The sequence below is a fragment of the Glutamicibacter sp. FBE19 genome (assembly GCF_015524875.1).
GTDB lineage: Bacteria > Actinomycetota > Actinomycetes > Actinomycetales > Micrococcaceae > Glutamicibacter > Glutamicibacter halophytocola.
On sequence record NZ_JACKQN010000003.1, the window covers coordinates 201,521 to 220,489 of the forward strand.

General features: G+C 56.6%; 31 protein-coding genes and 1 tRNA gene. 29 read left to right on the forward strand and 3 right to left on the reverse strand.

Annotation, left to right across the window (positions count from 1 at the left end; genetic code table 11):
• Window positions 1-288: 288 nt before the first annotated feature.
• The 3 genes from H6F58_RS06720 to H6F58_RS06730 all read left to right on the forward strand — a co-directional run bounded on the left by H6F58_RS06720 (window position 289) and on the right by H6F58_RS06730 (window position 1,304).
• On the forward strand, window positions 289-663 hold the full coding sequence (locus H6F58_RS06720) for a DUF3052 domain-containing protein (RefSeq protein ID WP_098945548.1): 375 nt from the start codon (window positions 289-291) through the stop codon (window positions 661-663).
• Window positions 663-1,112 (forward strand): redoxin domain-containing protein, encoded by a 450-nt coding sequence (locus H6F58_RS06725; RefSeq protein ID WP_195181399.1) that lies wholly within the window; start codon window positions 663-665, stop codon window positions 1,110-1,112. Before H6F58_RS06720 ends, H6F58_RS06725 begins: the two co-directional genes overlap by 1 nt.
• A 116-nt stretch (window positions 1,113-1,228) precedes the next feature.
• Window positions 1,229-1,304: transfer RNA gene (locus H6F58_RS06730), tRNA-Val, on the forward strand.
• A gap of 170 nt (window positions 1,305-1,474) precedes the next feature.
• On the opposite strand, the gene H6F58_RS06735 is transcribed toward H6F58_RS06730, so the two are convergent.
• Both H6F58_RS06735 and H6F58_RS06745 read right to left on the reverse strand, forming a co-directional pair.
• Complete coding sequence (locus tag H6F58_RS06735; protein WP_195181400.1) at window positions 1,475-2,662, reverse strand: site-specific integrase; 1,188 nt, start codon at window positions 2,660-2,662, stop codon at window positions 1,475-1,477.
• Window positions 2,663-3,103: 441 nt separating this feature from the next.
• Entirely contained in the window at window positions 3,104-3,607 is a 504-nt protein-coding gene (locus H6F58_RS06745; protein WP_195181402.1) for a hypothetical protein, read from the reverse strand.
• 231 nt (window positions 3,608-3,838) lie between these two features.
• Between H6F58_RS06745 and H6F58_RS06750 the strand changes: the two genes are divergently transcribed.
• From H6F58_RS06750 to H6F58_RS06860, 24 genes are all read left to right on the forward strand, one after another.
• Complete coding sequence (locus tag H6F58_RS06750) at window positions 3,839-4,168, forward strand: helix-turn-helix transcriptional regulator (RefSeq protein ID WP_195181403.1); 330 nt, start codon at window positions 3,839-3,841, stop codon at window positions 4,166-4,168.
• Window positions 4,169-4,201: 33 nt separating this feature from the next.
• Entirely contained in the window at window positions 4,202-4,387 is a 186-nt protein-coding gene (locus tag H6F58_RS06755) for a helix-turn-helix domain-containing protein (RefSeq protein WP_244652440.1), read from the forward strand.
• Between the two features lie 8 nt (window positions 4,388-4,395).
• Window positions 4,396-4,530, forward strand: coding sequence for a hypothetical protein (locus H6F58_RS18315; protein WP_280521027.1), 135 nt, complete (start codon window positions 4,396-4,398; stop codon window positions 4,528-4,530).
• Between the two features lie 2 nt (window positions 4,531-4,532).
• Window positions 4,533-5,378, forward strand: a complete 846-nt coding sequence (locus H6F58_RS06760) for a hypothetical protein (protein ID WP_195181405.1) — start codon at window positions 4,533-4,535, stop codon at window positions 5,376-5,378.
• Window positions 5,375-5,614 (forward strand): hypothetical protein, encoded by a 240-nt coding sequence (locus H6F58_RS06765; RefSeq protein WP_195181406.1) that lies wholly within the window; start codon window positions 5,375-5,377, stop codon window positions 5,612-5,614. The genes H6F58_RS06760 and H6F58_RS06765 overlap by 4 nt, the downstream gene beginning before the upstream one ends.
• An 18-nt stretch (window positions 5,615-5,632) precedes the next feature.
• Window positions 5,633-6,589 carry a hypothetical protein gene (locus H6F58_RS06770; RefSeq protein ID WP_195181407.1) on the forward strand — a complete coding sequence of 319 codons (957 nt, stop codon included), beginning with the start codon at window positions 5,633-5,635 and terminating at the stop codon, window positions 6,587-6,589.
• A 73-nt stretch (window positions 6,590-6,662) separates the two neighbouring features.
• Complete coding sequence (locus tag H6F58_RS06775) at window positions 6,663-7,874, forward strand: AAA family ATPase (RefSeq protein ID WP_195181408.1); 1,212 nt, start codon at window positions 6,663-6,665, stop codon at window positions 7,872-7,874.
• Between the two features lie 2 nt (window positions 7,875-7,876).
• Window positions 7,877-8,134, forward strand: a complete 258-nt coding sequence (locus H6F58_RS06780) for a hypothetical protein (protein ID WP_195181409.1) — start codon at window positions 7,877-7,879, stop codon at window positions 8,132-8,134.
• A 2-nt stretch (window positions 8,135-8,136) separates the two neighbouring features.
• Window positions 8,137-8,631, forward strand: coding sequence for a single-stranded DNA-binding protein (locus tag H6F58_RS06785; protein WP_195181410.1), 495 nt, complete (start codon window positions 8,137-8,139; stop codon window positions 8,629-8,631).
• Window positions 8,632-8,826: 195 nt separating this feature from the next.
• Window positions 8,827-9,120 carry a glutaredoxin family protein gene (locus tag H6F58_RS06790; protein WP_195181411.1) on the forward strand — a complete coding sequence of 98 codons (294 nt, stop codon included), beginning with the start codon at window positions 8,827-8,829 and terminating at the stop codon, window positions 9,118-9,120.
• The gene (locus H6F58_RS06795) at window positions 9,117-9,542 is read left to right on the forward strand and encodes a hypothetical protein (protein WP_195181412.1); all 426 of its coding nucleotides are present in this window, start codon (window positions 9,117-9,119) and stop codon (window positions 9,540-9,542) included. Before H6F58_RS06790 ends, H6F58_RS06795 begins: the two co-directional genes overlap by 4 nt.
• Window positions 9,543-9,711: 169 nt before the next feature.
• Window positions 9,712-11,283 (forward strand): DNA cytosine methyltransferase, encoded by a 1,572-nt coding sequence (locus H6F58_RS06800; protein ID WP_348536381.1) that lies wholly within the window; start codon window positions 9,712-9,714, stop codon window positions 11,281-11,283.
• On the forward strand, window positions 11,280-11,891 hold the full coding sequence (locus H6F58_RS06805) for a DUF6349 family protein (protein WP_195181413.1): 612 nt from the start codon (window positions 11,280-11,282) through the stop codon (window positions 11,889-11,891). The genes H6F58_RS06800 and H6F58_RS06805 overlap by 4 nt, the downstream gene beginning before the upstream one ends.
• A gap of 537 nt (window positions 11,892-12,428) precedes the next feature.
• Complete coding sequence (locus H6F58_RS06810; protein WP_195181414.1) at window positions 12,429-12,752, forward strand: hypothetical protein; 324 nt, start codon at window positions 12,429-12,431, stop codon at window positions 12,750-12,752.
• On the forward strand, window positions 12,752-13,045 hold the full coding sequence (locus tag H6F58_RS06815; protein ID WP_195181415.1) for a hypothetical protein: 294 nt from the start codon (window positions 12,752-12,754) through the stop codon (window positions 13,043-13,045). The genes H6F58_RS06810 and H6F58_RS06815 overlap by 1 nt, the downstream gene beginning before the upstream one ends.
• A gap of 322 nt (window positions 13,046-13,367) precedes the next feature.
• Window positions 13,368-13,613, forward strand: coding sequence for a hypothetical protein (locus tag H6F58_RS06820; protein WP_195181416.1), 246 nt, complete (start codon window positions 13,368-13,370; stop codon window positions 13,611-13,613).
• The gene (locus tag H6F58_RS06825) at window positions 13,610-13,948 is read left to right on the forward strand and encodes a hypothetical protein (RefSeq protein ID WP_195181417.1); all 339 of its coding nucleotides are present in this window, start codon (window positions 13,610-13,612) and stop codon (window positions 13,946-13,948) included. Before H6F58_RS06820 ends, H6F58_RS06825 begins: the two co-directional genes overlap by 4 nt.
• Window positions 13,949-14,183: 235 nt before the next feature.
• Window positions 14,184-14,498 (forward strand): hypothetical protein, encoded by a 315-nt coding sequence (locus tag H6F58_RS06830; RefSeq protein ID WP_195181418.1) that lies wholly within the window; start codon window positions 14,184-14,186, stop codon window positions 14,496-14,498.
• Entirely contained in the window at window positions 14,495-15,148 is a 654-nt protein-coding gene (locus tag H6F58_RS06835; protein ID WP_195181419.1) for a phosphoprotein phosphatase, read from the forward strand. The genes H6F58_RS06830 and H6F58_RS06835 overlap by 4 nt, the downstream gene beginning before the upstream one ends.
• Complete coding sequence (locus H6F58_RS06840; protein WP_195181420.1) at window positions 15,145-15,627, forward strand: 3'-5' exoribonuclease; 483 nt, start codon at window positions 15,145-15,147, stop codon at window positions 15,625-15,627. The genes H6F58_RS06835 and H6F58_RS06840 overlap by 4 nt, the downstream gene beginning before the upstream one ends.
• Window positions 15,628-15,638: 11 nt before the next feature.
• Complete coding sequence (locus H6F58_RS06845) at window positions 15,639-16,142, forward strand: class I SAM-dependent methyltransferase (RefSeq protein ID WP_195181421.1); 504 nt, start codon at window positions 15,639-15,641, stop codon at window positions 16,140-16,142.
• Between the two features lie 2 nt (window positions 16,143-16,144).
• On the forward strand, window positions 16,145-16,693 hold the full coding sequence (locus H6F58_RS06850; RefSeq protein WP_195181422.1) for a hypothetical protein: 549 nt from the start codon (window positions 16,145-16,147) through the stop codon (window positions 16,691-16,693).
• A 292-nt stretch (window positions 16,694-16,985) separates the two neighbouring features.
• Window positions 16,986-17,408, forward strand: coding sequence for a hypothetical protein (locus H6F58_RS06855; protein WP_195181423.1), 423 nt, complete (start codon window positions 16,986-16,988; stop codon window positions 17,406-17,408).
• Window positions 17,409-17,457: 49 nt separating this feature from the next.
• Complete coding sequence (locus H6F58_RS06860; RefSeq protein ID WP_206693521.1) at window positions 17,458-18,081, forward strand: RusA family crossover junction endodeoxyribonuclease; 624 nt, start codon at window positions 17,458-17,460, stop codon at window positions 18,079-18,081.
• Between the two features lie 109 nt (window positions 18,082-18,190).
• Here the strand turns inward: H6F58_RS06860 and H6F58_RS06865 are convergent, their stop codons facing one another.
• Complete coding sequence (locus H6F58_RS06865; protein WP_195181425.1) at window positions 18,191-18,343, reverse strand: hypothetical protein; 153 nt, start codon at window positions 18,341-18,343, stop codon at window positions 18,191-18,193.
• On the opposite strand from H6F58_RS06865, the gene H6F58_RS06870 reads away from it, so the two are divergent.
• Both H6F58_RS06870 and H6F58_RS06875 read left to right on the forward strand, forming a co-directional pair.
• A complete protein-coding gene (locus H6F58_RS06870; protein ID WP_195181426.1) occupies window positions 18,342-18,536 on the forward strand; it encodes a hypothetical protein in 195 nt (64 codons plus the stop codon). The genes H6F58_RS06865 and H6F58_RS06870 overlap by 2 nt on opposite strands.
• Window positions 18,533-18,913, forward strand: coding sequence for a hypothetical protein (locus tag H6F58_RS06875; RefSeq protein ID WP_195181427.1), 381 nt, complete (start codon window positions 18,533-18,535; stop codon window positions 18,911-18,913). Before H6F58_RS06870 ends, H6F58_RS06875 begins: the two co-directional genes overlap by 4 nt.
• Window positions 18,914-18,969 lie beyond the last annotated feature (56 nt).

An 18,969-nucleotide genomic window follows, 5' to 3' on the forward strand; every position in this document is an offset into this window, starting at 1 on the left:
CAACTCTAATGTCCTTTTTGCGGGCTTGGGAGCACAATTCTGAGCCAAATAGCGCTTAAATAAGACTTTTCAAGTGACTTGGGCAACACGGTATAGGTGCTATCGGCCTGACGCTCCTGTCGATATGATGTGGACCACTGTATCGTGGGTTATATTTGTTCGGCGTGTTATTGCTGCAGCGCTTGAATGGAACAGGAAAACCGTGTTTCGTTGGTAGTAACGCTTTGCACCAGCAGGAGGAATGAAGTGAGCGACGCCGTATCGGCAAATCTGGAGCCCGCCAAAAAAATGGGGTTCCAAAATGAAGACCTTATTCAGGAACTGGGTTACGACGATGACGTGGATTACGATCTGCGCGACTCGATCGAGGATCTGATTGGTTCAGAGCTGCTCACCGAAGAGGATCATGACGTTGTCGACGCAGTTATCTTCTGGTGGCGCGATGGCGATGGAGACCTTGTTGATTCGTTGATGGACGCGTTGAACTGCCTGGAGGAAAGCGGCATTGTTTGGCTGCTGACCCCGAAGCAGGGCCGCGAAGGTCACGTATCCCCAGCACTAATCCAGCAGGAGGCACCGAGTGCCGGCCTGCACGTGACTACAAGTGAAGGTGTTTCGGAGGACTGGTCTGCAGTCCGCCTGGCCCCACGTAAGAAGAACTAATGATTCAAGCAGGTTCGCGCCTGTTCGATTTCTCGCTGCAAAATCAATACGGTGAGTCGATAACCAGCACCGGGCTTTCCCAAGGCCGGGTGCTGGTTGTCTTTTTCCCCTGGGCATTTTCCAGGGTTTGCGGTTCGGAGTTGGCGGCGCTTAATAAAGAGCATGAGTACTTTGCTGAACGCGGGGTGCGCATCGTGGGCGTATCGGTTGACCATAAATTCACCCTGCGCAGCTATGCGGAATCGCTAGATCTTGAATTCGAGCTTCTTGCCGACTTCTGGCCCCACGGGGAAGTTGCACGGCAAGCCGGTGCGTTTGACGAGCTTCAAGGTGTCGCTACGCGCGTTTCCTTGCTCGTCGTTGACGGCCAGGTGCAGAAGATTTTCCGCAGCGCGATGGCAGAAGCTCGAGCGATTCAAGACTATATGGATGCTATCGAAGGCTTGTAGTACCGGGGAGCAGGCACTGTGCTCCAGTTCACGCGAAAAGCCTCCGCCTCGATTTGCGCGTTGGGAAATATCTCGGTAAAGTTATTCCTCGTTGGCTTCCAAAGCGAACATGGTTAGGGCCTTTAGCTCAGCTGGTAGAGCGTCACGTTTACACCGTGAATGTCATCGGTTCGATCCCGGTAGGGCCCACCAAATAGAATCCCGCTCCGACTAGCCTAAACAGGCTGGTTAGGGCGGGATTTCTTGTGTTTCAGGCCTGTTTTCAAGGTCACGTGCTTACGCGTATTTGAGACTCTTTCGCATCCTTTCTCCGAACTAAACACGTAAGCGAAACGTAAGCAAAACGTAAGAAACACGTAAGGCTATGCAGCATCCGCAACAGGCACAGGACGGATCATCAATTCCAAACGCGAACTAAGATCATCCAAATCCTGATCGAACAGGCCGGCATAAGTGTCCAGAGTGATCGATGCTGTCGCGTGACCCAACTGCCGTTGCACCGCCTTCACGGACGCGCCGGACCTAACCAGCCACGACGCCGCGGTATGCCTCAAATCATGAACCCACAGGCCCTCGGGCACAGTAACCGGTTTCTTCACCCCTAGGCCCCGTGCCGCCCCGGCGGCAGCATTCACCTTGGTAACGGCATTGTCGAACTGACGGCGCTTGAAATTGTTGGGCCGAATCTGGAAACCGCGAACAGTAGTGAACACCAGATCGTTGCCCCGCCGGTGCTGTACTAGTTCTTGAAGCATCTTTGCCACGAACGGTGCAACCGACACAGTGCGAGCCTTACCGCTCTTAGGCGGGCCAACTATCGGTGGTCCACCTTTCACGAACACCACTGATCGTTCGATTCGGATGCGCCCTCGATCCAACTGCAGATCCTTCACCCGTAGTTCTACGGCCTCGCCAATACGCAAGCCACACGTTGCCAGTAACCAAATCAGTGGCCTGAAATGTTCATCAATCGCATCCGCCAATGCTGTAACTTGTTGCACTGAAAGGAAAAGGTGTTCGCGTGCGCGCCCTTTAGGGAGTCGAACTTTTGCGGCCGGATTTTTGCCGATCAGTCGTTCTTCCACGCACCAGGACATGAAAGTTAGAAATCGTCCGTGGATCGTTCCAACCGTTCGTGGCGCCAAGTCAATTCTGCCAACCCAGTCTTGAACATCGCGCTTTCGAACGGCACCGACAGTCCAGTCTTTCCATTGCGGTTTCAGGTGCGCACGTATGTCTGACTCGGCTGCATTGCGCGTCGATGCTTTCCAATGGACTGATGCGGAAAACCATTGGTCCAGGAGGTCGCCGATGAATTTCTCGCCGGCGCGTGCGTCTACGTAGGTTCCGGTCTTCTTGTCGGCTGTTACGTCGTCCAGGAATGCTTGTGCTTGCTCTTGGGTGGGGAACTTCTTTGTTCTCGCGATACCGTCTAGGTCATCCCAGATTGCCATCCAGCGGTTTCCGACACCGTAGGTGCTCTTGCGTTTGCGTTTTCCGTCGCTGTCCTTCTTTTTTGAGAGCCAGCGGTCTTCTACTCTGGCGACCATGATTGTGTCTCCTGTTTTTGGGTGCGCTGAAGTAGGCGCATGTATGCGTGGATGTCTCGGGGGAGCACTTCGAGCTCCGCGGCGAGGGAGGTTGCGGTTCCGTATATTTTGGATGCCACCGCGAACTGGTTAGGGCAAATCAGCCACGATGCTGCCAGTTCTTCAGCTGCGCGTTCTTGCCTGGGGTGGTGACCAGAGTGCTTTAGAACGGCGTGTGCTATTTCGTGGTGCAACGTTGAGTTGCGTTGAATCGGGGCAAGCCTGGGGCGCAGGTAGACCGTGTTTGTGGATAGGTCGTAGACTCCCCACCAGTTGTCGGGAAGCTCGGAATCCACAATCCGGGGTCGTATGCGAGATAAGATTTCTTCGAACATGCATTCGAAGATACAGTTAGGCTACGACAAATAAGCCAACGGTTGGATAGTTGCCTGAACCCTAAGGCTAGACGGTGTCCTCTGGGCGCTCGGGATCAATTTCTCCCTCGGCGCGAGAAGATGCAGAACTATCTGCAGCCACTTGGGACCAGTCAGGAGTCGACTCCTTCACGGCGCGTAGAGGGGTCACATTGTCCGGTTCCGGTTCGGCGGAATCTACTTGTTCGGCCCACCAGCGCAAGTGCTCAGCCATGTCCAGGAGCATTCGCTGAGACTCCTTGTGAAGGTTCTTTCCACCATAGATGACCAGATCCCGGCCCCACTCAGGGGTGATGCCGACAGTTACGCCGGCCGCAGCCAGGACCCGCGATTCGGGCACTACGAGAACCTTGGCTAGTGCGCGGATGACCTTTACGGTGGGCAGGTCTGTCAGTTGCTGGGTTGCCATTCTTTGGAGGTTGCTACGGGTTAGGACTCCGTTGCTTTGGCTTGCGAGTCCTTCGTAGGAGTTGTCTCGCTTGCGGTTTGCGATGAGCTCGGCAAGCGTTTCGTCTTTAGGTGTTTTGTTCATGTTTCCTAATCTGCTCCCGAGCCCGAAGTTCTGCAATCCAGTTGAAATGGACGTCTTTACTTCCTATTCTGTCCCATTTCGCCCTACCTGTTTACTGATTTTCTGCGGGTTTTCAACCAACTCACGCGAATTCAAGCAAAAAAGCGTCCATTCAGACTTGACACGTCTTTACTGAGAATGGATGATGGATCTATCGAAACAAGCGCAAACATCTTTACAGAAAGGCTCGACATGAGTTCACCATTCCGCACCGCAAACCCATGGAAAGGGGTTGGATACATGCAGCTCATATCAAACGAAGCATTCAAAACCTTCGTCTTCACCAAGGAGGACAAGCAGGCGGTCTTGGCCGGAAAACCTCTTGATGGCAAGAAGATGCGACAGTGCAAACTCGCAGAAAGAGCCGGGGTGTCGCCAGCATTTATCGCCCACTTGGTCTCCGGGTATCGCACCACCTGCAAGCCAGAAACAGCGCAAGCAATCGCGGATGCACTAGGTGTAAATCTCCTGCTCATTTTTTCGCCCAAAACGTCTAGTTCCACTGGACGCATAGCCAGTTGAAAATGTTTCAAGAAAGGAATCAGCGTGTCTGACATGACAGTCGAACAAGCTGCTGAAGAGCTTCAGCAGAGCCCAACGATGATTCGCAAACTCGCCAACCGTGGAAAGTTCCCCGGAGCCTACAAATCCGGCATGGGCGGACGCACATCACCATGGCGCATCCCGCATAGCGCACTAGACCGCTTCCGCAAGGGCCAGCCCCAGGGGTACCGGTCATGAGCCGGTGGATGGAACGTAAGCGTTTGAAGCTCACCAGTCTCGGCGAGCGGGTCATGGTCTCCCTCATTGGGGCCAGCATCGCCACCGTATGTGGCGCCGCATTCCTACTCGAAGCATTCATCAACTCAAGGATCGGAAATTAGCCATGTCGCTTGAATTCAAAGAATCCAGCCACCGTTACAAGCTGGATGGGAAACCAGTCACGGGTGTCACGACCATCTTGAACGGTGGCATCCCGAAGCCGGCACTGATCTGGTGGGCACCGGGCGTTGTCGCCAAATGGGTCACGGACCCAGCCAACGCGGACAAGCTTGCCGAACTGCTCGCAGGCGACGTAGATCAGTCAGTGAATTTCCTTCAGTTGCTTCCGAACAAGGAACGTGACGCTGCAGGGGAGCGCGGCACCGAAGTTCACGACCTCGCTGAAACGTTGGCGACGACTGGTGAAGTCGAGGCACCCCAAGACCTGGTCGGTTTCATCGAAGGCTACTTGGACTTCCTGGATACGTGGCAGATCACCCCCGTGTTGGTCGAAGTGGTTCTGGCGAATCGTGAGCACTGGTATTCCGGCAAGGTCGACTTGCTCGCCACCTCACCGCTGCTCATGTCCCAGGCGGATATCGACGCTGGCAAGGTCATCCAGATCGACCTGAAGACCAGCAAGGGCGTGTACTTCGAAACCGCCCTGCAGACCGCAGCATATTCCCGCGCCGAGTTCTACATGCACGGGGACAAGGAGGTCCCCATGCCTGACGTGGTGAAGACGTTCGTCGCCCACGTAACTCCGTTGGACCGCGAGGGTATCAACGCCCGCTATGAGGGTTCACCTCTAGGCACCAGCCTCTACCCGCTGGCCACGTCCCCTGCGGAGATCGACGAACACTTCCAGATGTTCCTCCATGCCAAGGCTGTCCACGAGGACGCGAAAGCCCGCGGCAAGAAGAAGCTCGAACCAATCCACCCACCAACCGAAATGCAGGTCGCAGCATGAGTGCCTACAAGTTCCAGTGCGAGATCCAGAAAAGCGAGCTCGAACTCTACTACGAGGACGAAGCTATCGCAGTTGACATGGGCCCGACCGATGAACACCGGGTGTGGGGGAAGATCCCGAAGCTGGAACGCCCCAGCTTCGAAGTCATCATGCCTGTCGAGAACGCCGAAACCCTGGTCAAAGTCCTGCAGGACATGATCACCGAAATCCGGGCACGCCAACAGCGTGCAGCCTAACCACGAAGAGGAGTCACCATGAACAACACCCCAGCAGTACACAAAGATGGCGCGGACATCCAGCCACTCGGCACCGGAGCCGCTGCTCCCATCATCGCTACCCCTGGAACCGTACAGCTCGCAGAATGGGCCGCCGAACTCGACTACGCCCACAAGATGGGTACCGCCATGGCCCATTCCAGCTTCCTACCCAAAGCACTACGGGAGAAAGGCCGCGGTGTGGTGAAGCCACTGGACGAAATGGCGAATGACGCTGCGGTTGTCATCCTTGCCGGAAAGTCCCTTGGTCTAGATCCTCTGCAGTCTGTCCAGAATATTTTCCCGGTTCACGGTCAGCCGTCGATGTATGCCCGGACTATGAGCGCACTCGTCGTAGCGCAGGGGCATGGCGTGAAGCGTGTCTCTGCAACTGACGAAGCTGTCACCTACGCGGTGCGACGCAAGGGAAACACCGAGTGGGAGGAATTCACGTGGACTATCCAGCGTGCTCAAAAGGCCGGGTACACAAGCAATAGCAAGTATTCGAGCGACCCGATCGCAATGCTTGGCGCCAAGGCGCTGGCTGAAGCATGCCGCACTGTGTTCCCTGATGTTCTTCTTGGCATGGCGTACAGCGTCGAAGATTTGGAGCTGGAAGACATGGGGGAGCGGAAGCCGGCGGCCGCAGATGCGCCAGTGCCTACTACCAAGCTGACGCGCAAGCCTGCTGAGAAGAAGGCGGAGGCCGCGGAGCGCCCGGCGCGTCCCGCCCCAGAACCGGAACCGCAGGGACACCCGGCAGAGATCGTGGATGCCGAAACCGGAGAAATTCAGGAACCTGCCGACGAACCCGCACCGGTCGACTTCCTCGCTGAATGCGAACGGATCCTGGGCGACAAGAAAGCCCTCGGAGAACTGGGAAAGCAAGCCCGCGCTGCCGGGGCCAACGAAGAGGTCATCGGCATCATCACCGAAGCGTGGAAAGCCGCAGCCTAACCCACCCCAAAAAACCGGTGTCCGCCCTGCCTTGGGGGACGGGTGGACACCACCAACTTTTTAGGAGTCACCAATGAACATCATCAAGCTCACCACCAACAATTTCAAGAACGCCCGCCGAGTTGAGATCGTCCCGGATCAGTCCGGAAACTTGGTCTTCGTCGCCGGGAACAACGGCGCCGGCAAGTCTAGCGTGTTGGACAGCATCGCCGCCGCGCTGGGCGGAGTGAACAGCAAGACCACGCCGAAGCCGATCCGCGACGGGGAAGACCGCGCAGAAATCATCCTCGAAACTGACGAACTGACTGTCACCCGGGTATTCACCGCTTCCGGTTCGCGCATCACCCTCACCAACCGTGATGGGGCGAAGTACCCGAAGGCGCAGGCGAAGCTGGACGAGCTCGTCGGCAAGCTGTCGATGGATCCGTTTGCTTTCACCCAGTTGGACGCGAAGAAGCAGTTGGCACAGTTGCTTGAACTGGTCGACCTGCCGTTCGATCCAGACGTACTGGATGCGGAACGAAAGGCCTTGTTTGACGAGCGCACCGCCGTGAACCGCCAGGCGAAGGAACTCGAATCAGCACTCGCACAGTATGGCGAACTGCCGGAGGGGGTGCCGGCAATCGAAGTCAGCGTTGCCGAACTACTAGGGAAGTACCGGAAGCTCGAACAGGTGAAGCAGGAAAACGACCGATACCTGACTGATCTGAACGAGTCCCAGTACAAAGTTCAGGAACTTGAGCGCCAACTAGAAGCAGCCAAGGATCACCTGGCCAAGGTGACCGAAGTGGTGGGCAACCTGTCGGATTACACGGCGGACCTGGAACAATTGCGGGCACAGATCGACGGCGCCGAGGAAACTAACCGGCTCGTGCGCAAGGCGCAGGAACGTGCATCGTTGTCGGAGCGCCACGCGTCGACATTCGACCATGCCAGCAAGCTCACCGAGAAGATCAGCAAGATCGACACCGAGAAAGCGGAAATGCTCGCATCTGCTTCATTCCCAGTCGACGGGCTCGGATTCGACGAAGAAGGCGTCACCTACAACGGCGTCCCATTCAAGCAAGCATCCACCGCAGAACAGATCCGCGTCAGCATGGCCATGGCTATCGCACTCAACCCTGAACTGCGAGTCATCCGGATCACCGACGGCAGCCTACTAGACGCAAACAGCCTGGCACTCGTCGAGGAAATGGCCCGAGAGAACGACTACCAAGTCTGGATCGAGGTCGTAGGTGAAGGCCCAGAAGGCGCCTACACCATCGTCGACGGCGAGGTCGCATAACCATGCCGAACTCCATCACCACACAGCGCGGAACCACAGTATTCCTCGGAAGCCACGGCACCAACTGCCACAGCGACCTCGTAGTCATCGACCACCCCGATGCACCAGCGGACCTGCGAAACCTCGAAATCGGACGGCTGGCCGGCGGCGGATACCAACCGGTAGGGGCGGACTACGCGCTCAGCCCCGAGGTACTGCGCGCTATCGCCAACCTGGCTGAGACGAACCCATCATTCACATTCGAAAACAAGGAGGCCTAACCATGGCCGGAGAAACTCAAATCACTGTAATCGGCAATCTGACCGCGGATCCGGAACTCAGGTTCTCACCATCCGGTTCAGCCGTAGCGAACTTCACGATCGCTTCGACCCCTCGCACGTTCGATAAGCAGTCGAACGAGTGGAAAGACGGAGAAGGTCTGTTCCTCCGCTCGGCGGTCTGGAAGGAAGCAGCGGAGAACGTCGCAGAGACCCTAACCAAGGGAATGCGCGTGATCGCCCAGGGCCGGTTGAAAGCCCGCTCCTATGACACCAAGGAAGGTGAACGTCGCACGGTAATGGAGTTGGAGATCGATGAGATCGGCCCATCGCTCCGCTTCGCGTCGGCGAAGGTCACCCGCACTCAACGCTCCGGCGGTTCCGGTGGCGGTTTCAACAACCCGCCACAGAACAGCACCCCACAGGGCGGCGGGTGGAACGCACCAGCAGCTGACCCATGGAGCACCGGCGGGGTTACCAGTGAAGAACCGCCTTTCTAGGCAGGAGTTCCGCAAAGCGCAGGTGCTGATCCGGCAGCTTGACAGGCTCCGCGCTGACATTGCCCGCCGTGACCGGATCGGGTACGGGTCCCGGACTCGTACCCGCACGGCGGACGTACGCCGTCGGAACCTCAATACCCAAATAATCCGCCACCTGCACCAAGCAAGGTTGGCCCAACAAGAGGAGAACACCCAGTGACTCGGAAAACCACCGTCTACAGCAAGCCGTCGTGCGGTCAGTGCAATATGACCAAGATCGAACTCAATAAGAAGGGTGTGGAGTTCGATGAGATCAATGCACTCGCACCAGGCAACGAAGAACTAGCCGAATCCATCCGGGATCGTGCTGTTGAGAAGGGAATCCAAGGCTCGTTCCCGTACGTCACGGTCTACGACGAAACCAATGAGCTGATCGCTGATTGGTTTGGGTTCATCCCAGACAACATCAACGCTTACGCGGCGGTGCGTGACGAAGAAGAAGCGGCATGAGCACCACCGACTACGGACTGAGCCACTACGTGGGCCGTCGTAGGGCCAGGCTTTCAACACCTGCCCAGTTGGAATTGAAGGAAGCGCGGGACGAAGCGTATCGGATGATCCGCGAAGCTCACGAAACCGTTGCAGACATCAAGAAGGAAGCTCACGAGACCGCTGCCGGCATCAAAAAAGAAGCTCAAGAGCAAATCCGTGAAGCTAGGGAGGACCTCCGCGCAATACGGATCCGGGTTGGCAGGCAGCGGAACGTCTTGTCGAAAGTTCAGGATCAGATCGCTAAAGCCAAAGAAGAGTTGGAAGCACTGAACCGGGAGAAGCTTTCATCCCTGAATGACCGGGAGCGTAACGAGGGGCTGGAACGGTTGCGGCTGATCACTAGTGAGGTTTACCGGCCTGCCCATGGGTTGGCATCATGACGGCCGTGTCGGGTAGTGAATGCAAGCGTTCGTGTTGCTGGACACCGTTCCAGGTATGCGGGTTGAAGCACCAATGCGGTTGCCACGCGAACCCCAATGGGCACCGCACATTGATCCGGGCCCAGTTGTACATGTTCGAGACCCTCAAAGAAGAAACGAGAAAAACCAAGTGAGCCATAACGTTACTTTCACCGACATGTTCTGCGGTGCTGGCGGTTCATCTACCGGGCTTCTGGAGATTCCTGGTGTGAAGGTCAAGACCGCCATGAACCACTGGGCAAGGGCTATTGAGACACACAATACGAATCACCCTGACACCGACCACGTGTGCGCTGATATTCAGGTAACTGATCCTCGGTACATTCCTAGCTCAGATATCCTGTGGGCTTCACCAGAGTGCACGAATCACTCTGTCGCCAAGGGGCGGAAGCGCATCACGAACCAACCTGACTTGTTCGGTGACAGCATCGCTGACGAAGCCGCGGAACGTTCCCGCGCGACCATGTGGGACGTGCCCAGGTTTGCGGAGATCCACAAGTACAAGTTGATCATCACCGAGAACGTGGTTGACGCTGCGAAGTGGGTGATGTTCGATGCGTGGCTTCACTCGATGGACTTGCTCGGGTACGAGCACCACATCGTTTACATGAATTCGATGCACGCCCAGCTTGGTGGTCTGCCGGCCCCGCAGTCTCGTGATCGCATGTACGTGATGTTCTGGCTCAAGGGAAACCGTCGCCCGGATTTCAGCAAGCTGCGCCCGTTGGCGTACTGCCCAACGTGCGACGAAACCGTGCGAACGATGCAGGTGTTCAAGAACGGCAAGGAATGGGGGCGATATCGGGCCCAGTATCACTACCGCTGCCCGAATACGAAGTGCCGTAACCAGATTGTCGAACCTGCTTGGTTGCCTGCAGCTCACGCCATTGACTGGTCCATCCGTGGGCAGAAGATCGGCGACCGCACTAAGCCTTTGGCTGACAAGACCATGGCACGAATCAGGGCCGGGTTGGAAAAGTACGGACAATCGGAGCCGTTCCTGTCTCTTATGCGGTCAGGGCGTGCACGAAATTACTCAACCAGTGACACCTTGCAGACGCTCACAACTGAGGGAGCGGGTCACTGCATGGTTGATCCAGTAGGGCTTTCGATTGATGCCGTTCGCGGTTCCAACATCATCACAAGGACAGACGAACCATTCGCGACTCAGACCACCAGCTACACCCGTGGACTGCTGGTTCCCGTTGAGGGACGTACTGGGAAGTGGGCTCAGCCATCTGACGAGGTGATGCGCACGCAGACTACCCGGAACGAGACGGGTTTGCTGACGACTCCTGGGCATCACATGCTGATGGAGTACTACGGCAACGGGGTCACTCACCCGGTGTCGAAGGCCATCCCGACGATTCCGACTGTGGATCGTTTCGCGATGGTCACCACGATGCGCGGGACCGCGGAGAACCAGCTGCAGAACAGTTCCCGACCAGCCTCGGATCCGCTTGGCACACTAACGGCCGGCGGCAACCACCACGGGCTGACCGAGTGGACGGTGGATGACATCAACGAATGTGAGTTCCGCATGTTGGAACCGCACGAAATCAGCCGTGGCATGGCGTTCCCGAAGGAATACATCATGACCGGAAACAAGCGCGAGCAGGTCAAGCAAGCTGGCAACGCAGTAACCCCGCCAGCCGCGCGAGACCTGGGTATCATCGCGGTCGAAAGCCTTGTGGCGGCATGACCATCATCGATGGGCAGATGAATCTGTTCGAATTGCTTAACGATGATCCTGCACCGGTCGCTTTGAATCCGGGCAACATCAAACTGCTATGGAACCCCAAAGGCCTAGACCGAATGATCCGGGCACGCGAAGCACACTTCGAAGAGTTCAACGTTCGCAAGGGCAACTGGAAACCGTATCGAGGGCTCTCGCCCGTGAGCTCAACGGGTCAAGACTCCGATCATTACGCGACATCATTCGACTCGGATCTTCGTTGCTTCCACTACAGTGGCGGATGCTCTTGTGTCGGAACGCTCGTCTACCGGGTGTACTGCCACAACTGTGAACACTGGACAGGCATCCACTCCAACGAGAACGGCGCATGGGAAGAACATCTAGACCACTGCTGGACTGGCTGGCGCAACCTGCCGGTGCTCTGCGGAATTCAGAAGGGCTACGGGTACTGGTTCAAATACCCGGACGACTACCCGGAAGAGTTCAAGCAACCTGGTTCACCGATCCGAGATTGCCGCGGAAACGGTACCAGCGGTACACGGCACGTGCCCTCTGGGAATGATTTCGGCGGTGTCAAAGTCGGCGTAGTCCAAGAGTGCAAGAAGAAACACTAGGGAGGCGAAGATCCATGACTGAGCAGCCAGCTTTGTTTGGTGAACTATTGCCGACGCTCCCGGGATGCGTGTCTGGGATCGTTGGTCAGGATGACAGCGGGAAGCGGACAGTGTGGACGCTGCAGTGCGCAGAATGCTTCGCCCTTGAAGAGACCGCCCATCTCGTGTTGATGAAAACCAAGTTCATCCGATGTCGGAACGTTCCAACGGAACACCGCATGTGCCAGAACTGCAGGGAAAAACATTACCGAGACTGCGACAAGACGCATCGTTAGAAAGGCGTAATTGCGCCATGACATCAATATTCGAGTCACGGCACCCCAGGTGCGCTTATTGCGGGGCGTGGGGCAAGCGGTACGGCGACAGGATCCAATGCAACAACCCCGCCTGCGCACGCACCAGCACCTACACAGGCCCAGAAACGCCGCTCATCCCAGATATCGGATACCGGCTGCAACCACACCGAAAACCCAACCCGCCCAAACCCCGGCAGTACGCGCCGGATCAAGACCAACTCGATTTTGAAGGAGATGAACAATGCGACTCGTAATCATTGAATCCCCGTACGCAGGCGACATTGAACGCAACGAACAGTACGCCCGCCGAGCATTGGCGGACAGCCTGGCACGTGGTGAAGCGCCCATCGCATCCCACCTGCTTTACACGCAACCCGGCGTACTGGATGACACCATCCCGGGAGAACGTGCGAAAGGGATCAGCGCCGGCCTCGCATGGGGCAAGCACGCTGCAGCGACCGTCGTCTACACCAACTACGGCATCACCGACGGCATGGTCGAAGGAATCCTGGACGCACAAAACCACGGCCGACCTATCGAATTCCGTGGGATCGGAACAAACTGATGAAGCCGCGCAAAGTCACTCTGCATAGCGATAAAGGCAAGGATCTCTACCCTTCCGGCACGAGAATCCACTACGGGCAACGATTCAGTGGTGCGATTTTTGATCATGTCGCCATTGTTGATCTGCCGTCTGAACCATCTGATTTTGAATGGATGGCTGTGCACCTCATGCCAAGGCTCGCGCCTAGTGCCACGATTCAGATGCCTGGTGCTGCGGTTGGGCGAAGGCCAGATCTTGCCGGACCGCTTGAAGGGCAGTCTGAGATTTTTGACGTGATCGGCGATGAGTCATGAGTCAGACCCAGTATTTCAAGCGGAGTCCGCGTCCTGCTTGCCCTGATGAGTATTGTTTGAAGGTTTGGGCGCCGGACAAAGGTACGATCCGGCAGTTGTATCGGGAGATTGTTGCTGAGACCCGCCATGAGAACCCGGTTCGGTTCTATGAGCATTGTGGTGGGTGGCATTGGACTTCTGATGTTGAGGGTTTCCGCAAACCGGCGGGATCCTAGTTATTTGTTGTGGGCGTGGGGATACTTGCGCCCACAATATCCAGTTCAACTAAAGCTTTGTCTAGTTTAAATTGCTAAGATTGAGACAGGACGGAAAGGAAACGAACGTGAGCGTCTACGAATACCGATCAGCACCCACAAAAATCAAGTACCTCGACATCGCAAACCACATGCGACAAAACCCAAACACCTGGATCAAGGTACGAACCGCACCAACCCTCAACGCAGCAAGCGCCGCATCACAACAAATCAAGAACGGTGTGCGAGCAGCATTCCGACCCGCAGGAGCATTCGACTCCTACACCCAAGGACTCGACGTCATCGCCGCCTACGTAGGAGGAACGGAACAGTGAGCAACTGGAAACTCGGCGACCGCGTCGAAATCAGCCACCGCCTGAACAAGCAAACCTGGGACCCAGAAACGTACAAGAAGTTCACGGTCAAGCCACACGTAACCTTCGAATCGTCCAACGTGACCATCACGGAGAAGCGTTGGGTGCCGTTACCCGAGAAGCTTGAAGGCGTGATTGTTGGCCGGCGCACCGTGCAAAACAACTGGGTCGACTATTGCTACGACGAACAAGCCTTAGCAGTACCCACCAAGTACATCAACGCCTACCTCGTCGCCTACGACCTCAACAAAAACCCCGTCCACGTGCTACCTGAACACATGGTTCGAATCCCATGAGTGCCCCACATCTGTGCCGCGGTTATCTGCGAATCCGAGGAAACACCGTATACATCGGAGTAGCCCGAGCCAGCGACGGACAAACACTGTGGGAGGACAACACCGGGGTCAAAGCGTGGGCGATGATGCTCGAAACCGTCCGCGAAGAAGTCAGAAACCATGAACGGATGCTCCGCAACGGACAACCACTCAAAACCTGGGCCCAACTATGCCAACAAGCAAGAAGGGAACGGAAGTGACCCGCATCTATTTCATCCCGGTCGGAAAGGCTCCGGAACCACCAACAACCGCAGAGCTCGCCGACGCTGTAGACCTTACCGACTACGTCACCACCACCGGCGTCGAAGTCACCCCAGACGACGTATTGAGAACCCAGGTCCGCCGAATCGCTGACCAACTGAGAATCATCGGGTTAACCGCCGAAGACCTGGGAAAACTAGCCCAAGCATTCGCCACAGAAACCAAAACAGAAACCACCACCCGACGGCAGATGAACACCAACATGAAATACCCAACCAGCACCCCACCCTGGGCAAGGAGAAGAAAATGAGCCGCATCCACTACTGGTCAGACCTCCACCTCGGGCATGAATTCGTAGCGAAGCTGCGCGAATTCAAGGACGGCCCTGCGATGAAGTTCTGCGCAGACCAGCCGGATCCGAAGTCGTATGGTGCTTCAACGTGGCACGACCACCACATCCAGGAAGTCTGGATGGAAAACGTCAAGCCAAAGGATCACATCTGGATCCTTGGTGACATTAGCGGCGGCCGCAACGAGGACTACGCACTCGACTTCATCGGCCACATGCCGGGCATCAAGCACCTCATCGCCGGGAACCATGACTCGGTATCCAGCATCCATCGCAACGCATGGAAACGCCAGGGGAAGTTCCTGAAGGTGTTCGCCAGCGTGCAGGACTTCGCGCGGCATAAGGTGATGGGCCAGGACTTCATGCTCAGCCACTACCCGTACATCTACAACGGTGATCACGGCGATCGCGATGAACGGTACTCCCAATACCGTCTTGCTGACTATGGCATCCCACTGGTACACGGACACGTGCATGACGAGTGGGACCAGAAGCTGAGTCGCGGTTTCGAAACCCCAATGCTGAACGTCGGAGTGGACCACCGATTCGACCGACCGGCGAACACTGAGGACATCATCGATTGGCTGCGAAGTGAGGAGGTAATCAAGTGAAGTACTTCTATGACACTGAATTCCACGACAACGGGCGCACCGTAGACCTGATCAGCATCGGCATCGTCGCCGAAGACGGCCGCGAATACTACGCCGTCAACAAAGACATGGACATGTGGACCATCAGCCGGAACGTCTGGCTCATGAAAAACATCTTCACCCAACTGCCCAACTCCACCACATGGAAGCCACGACACCAGATCCGCGACGAGGTCTACGCATTCCTCACCGCCGGCGCCACGAAGCCCGAACTCTGGGCCTGGTTCGCAGCCTACGACCACCTATGCCTATCGCAACTATGGGGGCGCATGATCGACGTTCCAGCACCGATCCCGCAGTTCACCAACGATGTACGAGCACTCGTGAATTGGACCGGAACAACCCGGCTCCCAGCCCAACCTGCCGGACAACACAACGCACTGCAAGACGCACACCACGTCAAACGAATGCACGACCACATCACGAACCCGCACGGATAGGAAGAACAAAGATGGACGTTCCAATTCGAAACAGTGGCACTCAAAAGATCGTGCTAGATCCTGCGTCAGGATCTCGAATGTTCTATTTTGACCAGCAGGATGACCGGGTCCTATTCGGGGACATCCGTACTGAAGAACATGTACTGTGTGACGGTCGGGCGCTGAACATCAGCCCGGATGCCTACACGGATTTTCGAGACCTGCCGTTCCCCGATGAATCATTCCGTGTAGTTGTATTCGACCCGCCACACCTGGAGAACGCCGGACCGAAATCGTGGCTCGCAGCCAAGTACGGACGCCTCAACAAGGAAACCTGGCGCGACGACCTGCGAGCAGGATTCTCAGAGTGCTTCCGTGTGTTGAAGACGGAAGGAATTCTGATCTTCAAATGGAACGAAACACAGATCAAGGTCCGGGAGATCCTGGCGCTCACTGATCAGAAACCACTAATCGGGCACATGTCTGGCAAGGCGATGAACACTCACTGGATCACATTCATGAAAGGCGAACGATAACCGTGGCCCGCAACTTCGCCCAGATCCAAACGGACATCTGGGTAGACGACAACTTCCTAGACCTCACCCTCACAGAACAATGGGTCTACATCCACCTCGCAACCCACGGAAAACTCACCTACTGCGGAACCATGGACTGGCGACCAAAACGCATAGTCCCCATGGCCCACGGACTCACCCTCGGCGAAGTCACCGACGCAGCAGAAATACTCCGCGCCAAGAAATACATCATCGTCGACGACGACACCGAAGAAGTCCTAATCCGATCCTTCATCCGCAACGACGGCCTGCTCAAACAAAAAAACATGGGCGGCGCCGTAGCCAACGCGTTCAAAGACGTCGGATCACGAGACCTCAAAGGCGTGATCGTTCACGAACTGCGACGGCTGCACAAGGAAAACCCCGATTGGAAGTCATGGGAGTACCTGGGGGAGCACCTGCAAATGCGATCCGTAGACCCATGGGAAAACCACGCCGGGGAAGACCAGCTGGAGCGTGTCAGTGTCCCTGACTCGCCCATCGGTTTACCCATCGAGGAACCCCCGTTTTAGGCATCCGGTAGGCCATCGGTTAGGGCATCGGTTTACCCATCCCTTTGCCCATCGAAAAGGCATCCACAAACCCATCGGTTTACCCCAACATTTCAAAAACTAGGGCATCGGTTTACACATCGCCCACACCTTAACACCTAACACCACTCACCATTCACCTAGCACCAGCCAATCGTTACGTAAGTAACGCGGGCGCGTTTCAAAGCAGAACAAGCCCAAACCGGAAAGCCCAAACAACCCCACACCCAAACGCCTGGCTGCCCCAACCCTCCCCAAAGGAAAAACAAAACCAATGCCAGAACTCAACGAACGCCAAGCAACCATGCTCGCCCACATCCTCAACAACATCCGCCCCGACTGGACCATCAACAGCATCATCACCCTCCTCAGCAAAAACCGAACCATCCCATCATTCGCCGACCTCACCATCGCAGCCATCACCAAAGCCAAAGACCCCACCTGCAAAACCCCAGCACCCATCATGCTCCCCGGCAAACACTGGCCCGAAACCACCCGAAACCAAATCCCCACCGGCCCAGAATGCCCCGACCACACCGGACACCCAGCCAACACCTGCGGCCCCTGCACCATCGACATCCAACTCGGAGACCGACCCCCACACCTCCACGGCAAAAAACTCCACCAACACAAACGAAACCCACCCCACCCAGGATGGCGAAACAACCCAACCCCTACGGGGTCAACCACAAACTAGTGAGGTAACCACACTAAATTAGAGCGAAACACCACCACCAATCACCAACTTGCAATCCACCATCGACCAATACAACTGGACACCTCACAGGAGCGACAAAACAGTGGCTAGAAACGACGAACACCCTGCGGTGGCGGTAAGTGCCCACCCCGCCCAATTTGAGGCCCGCAAATCGACGCACAGTACCCCGGGTGCGCGGGAGCTCTCATTCGACGTTCATGGCACCCCGACACCCCAGGGTACCAAGAAGGCTTTTGCCCGCACCAACAAAGCCACCGGGAAAACCTCGGTGAGCCTGGTCGAGTCGGCCGGCGACAGGCTGAAGGAGTGGCGCGAAGAAGTGAAAGTCGCTGCCATGGTTGCCAAGGTTGAGGCGGAGATTCCGCGGTTTGACGGGCCTGTGTGTGTTGATGTGACGTTCTTCCTCCCGCGCCCGAAAGGTCATTACGGTACGGGCCGGAATGCTGGCTTGCTCAAGGATTGGGCGCCGCTGGTGCCGGTGACGAAACCTGATGGGGACAAGTTGTTGCGGGCGGTGTGTGATGCGTTGACGAGTGCGTCGGTGTATCTGGATGATTCGCAGATTGTGGAGCATCGTTCGCGTAAGCGGTTCGCTGATGACCGCGCCCCGGGGGCGAGGATTCTAGTCTTCGAGGGAAATATTTTTGTCTGAAATATCCAATATGAGTGGTTGTGTATCCAGTTGAACTGGCTTATGCTTGTGCGTAAGCAGTCGAAACCGCGACCGGTCAGGGTTGGCGGGGAACCCCCGGAAAGGGGCATCACACATGTTCGGGATCATCATCACCGCGATTATTTGCATCGCCACTGGTGCCATGTTCTTCGCCGGAAACACCCTCGGTCGAGCGCACCGCCGGCACATGGAAGCCATCGAACGGTGCAAACAGAATCACCCTGCAGGGCGTGGACGCCATGACCGCTAACCCAATCCTCACCGAGCACCACCTAACCCACCTGGAACACCGGGCGAAGGGGTGGGAGTACCCGCAACTCACACACGATGAGGCAGCGGAGATCATCATCAGCCTGACGGGCACGGTCCGCAGGCAGCAATCCGAAATCAATACGCTCCTGTCGGAGCTCACCGAATTGAGGAAAACCAAATGAAACCGTCTGACCTCGCAGTGAAACCCATTCGTGACACGCATGTGGAATTGGATGTGGATATCGAATTCGCCATCCCCGAAACCCTGACCCTGTTGGATCGTTGCGACCAGTGCGGGGCACAAGCGTTGCATGTGTTCGCGTACCGGATCCTCGGGGGAGTGTCGTTGCTGATGTTCTGCAACCACCACGCCCGCAACCTCTGGAACGCCGGCGCACGCCCCACACACCACCGGGACTACCGCATGAACCACACCGACTGGGAAGCACAAGCCACAGCCCAAGCAGCGAAAGCAAAAGCTGACGCGAAAGGCACCATCGACCCGGCCCCACCAACACCAATCCACTTATCCATGTGGGATTTAGACCGCTGGGCCTAACCCCACCAAGCAGGAGTCAAACAAATGAGCAAGCGACCAGGCACCCAACGCGCAGC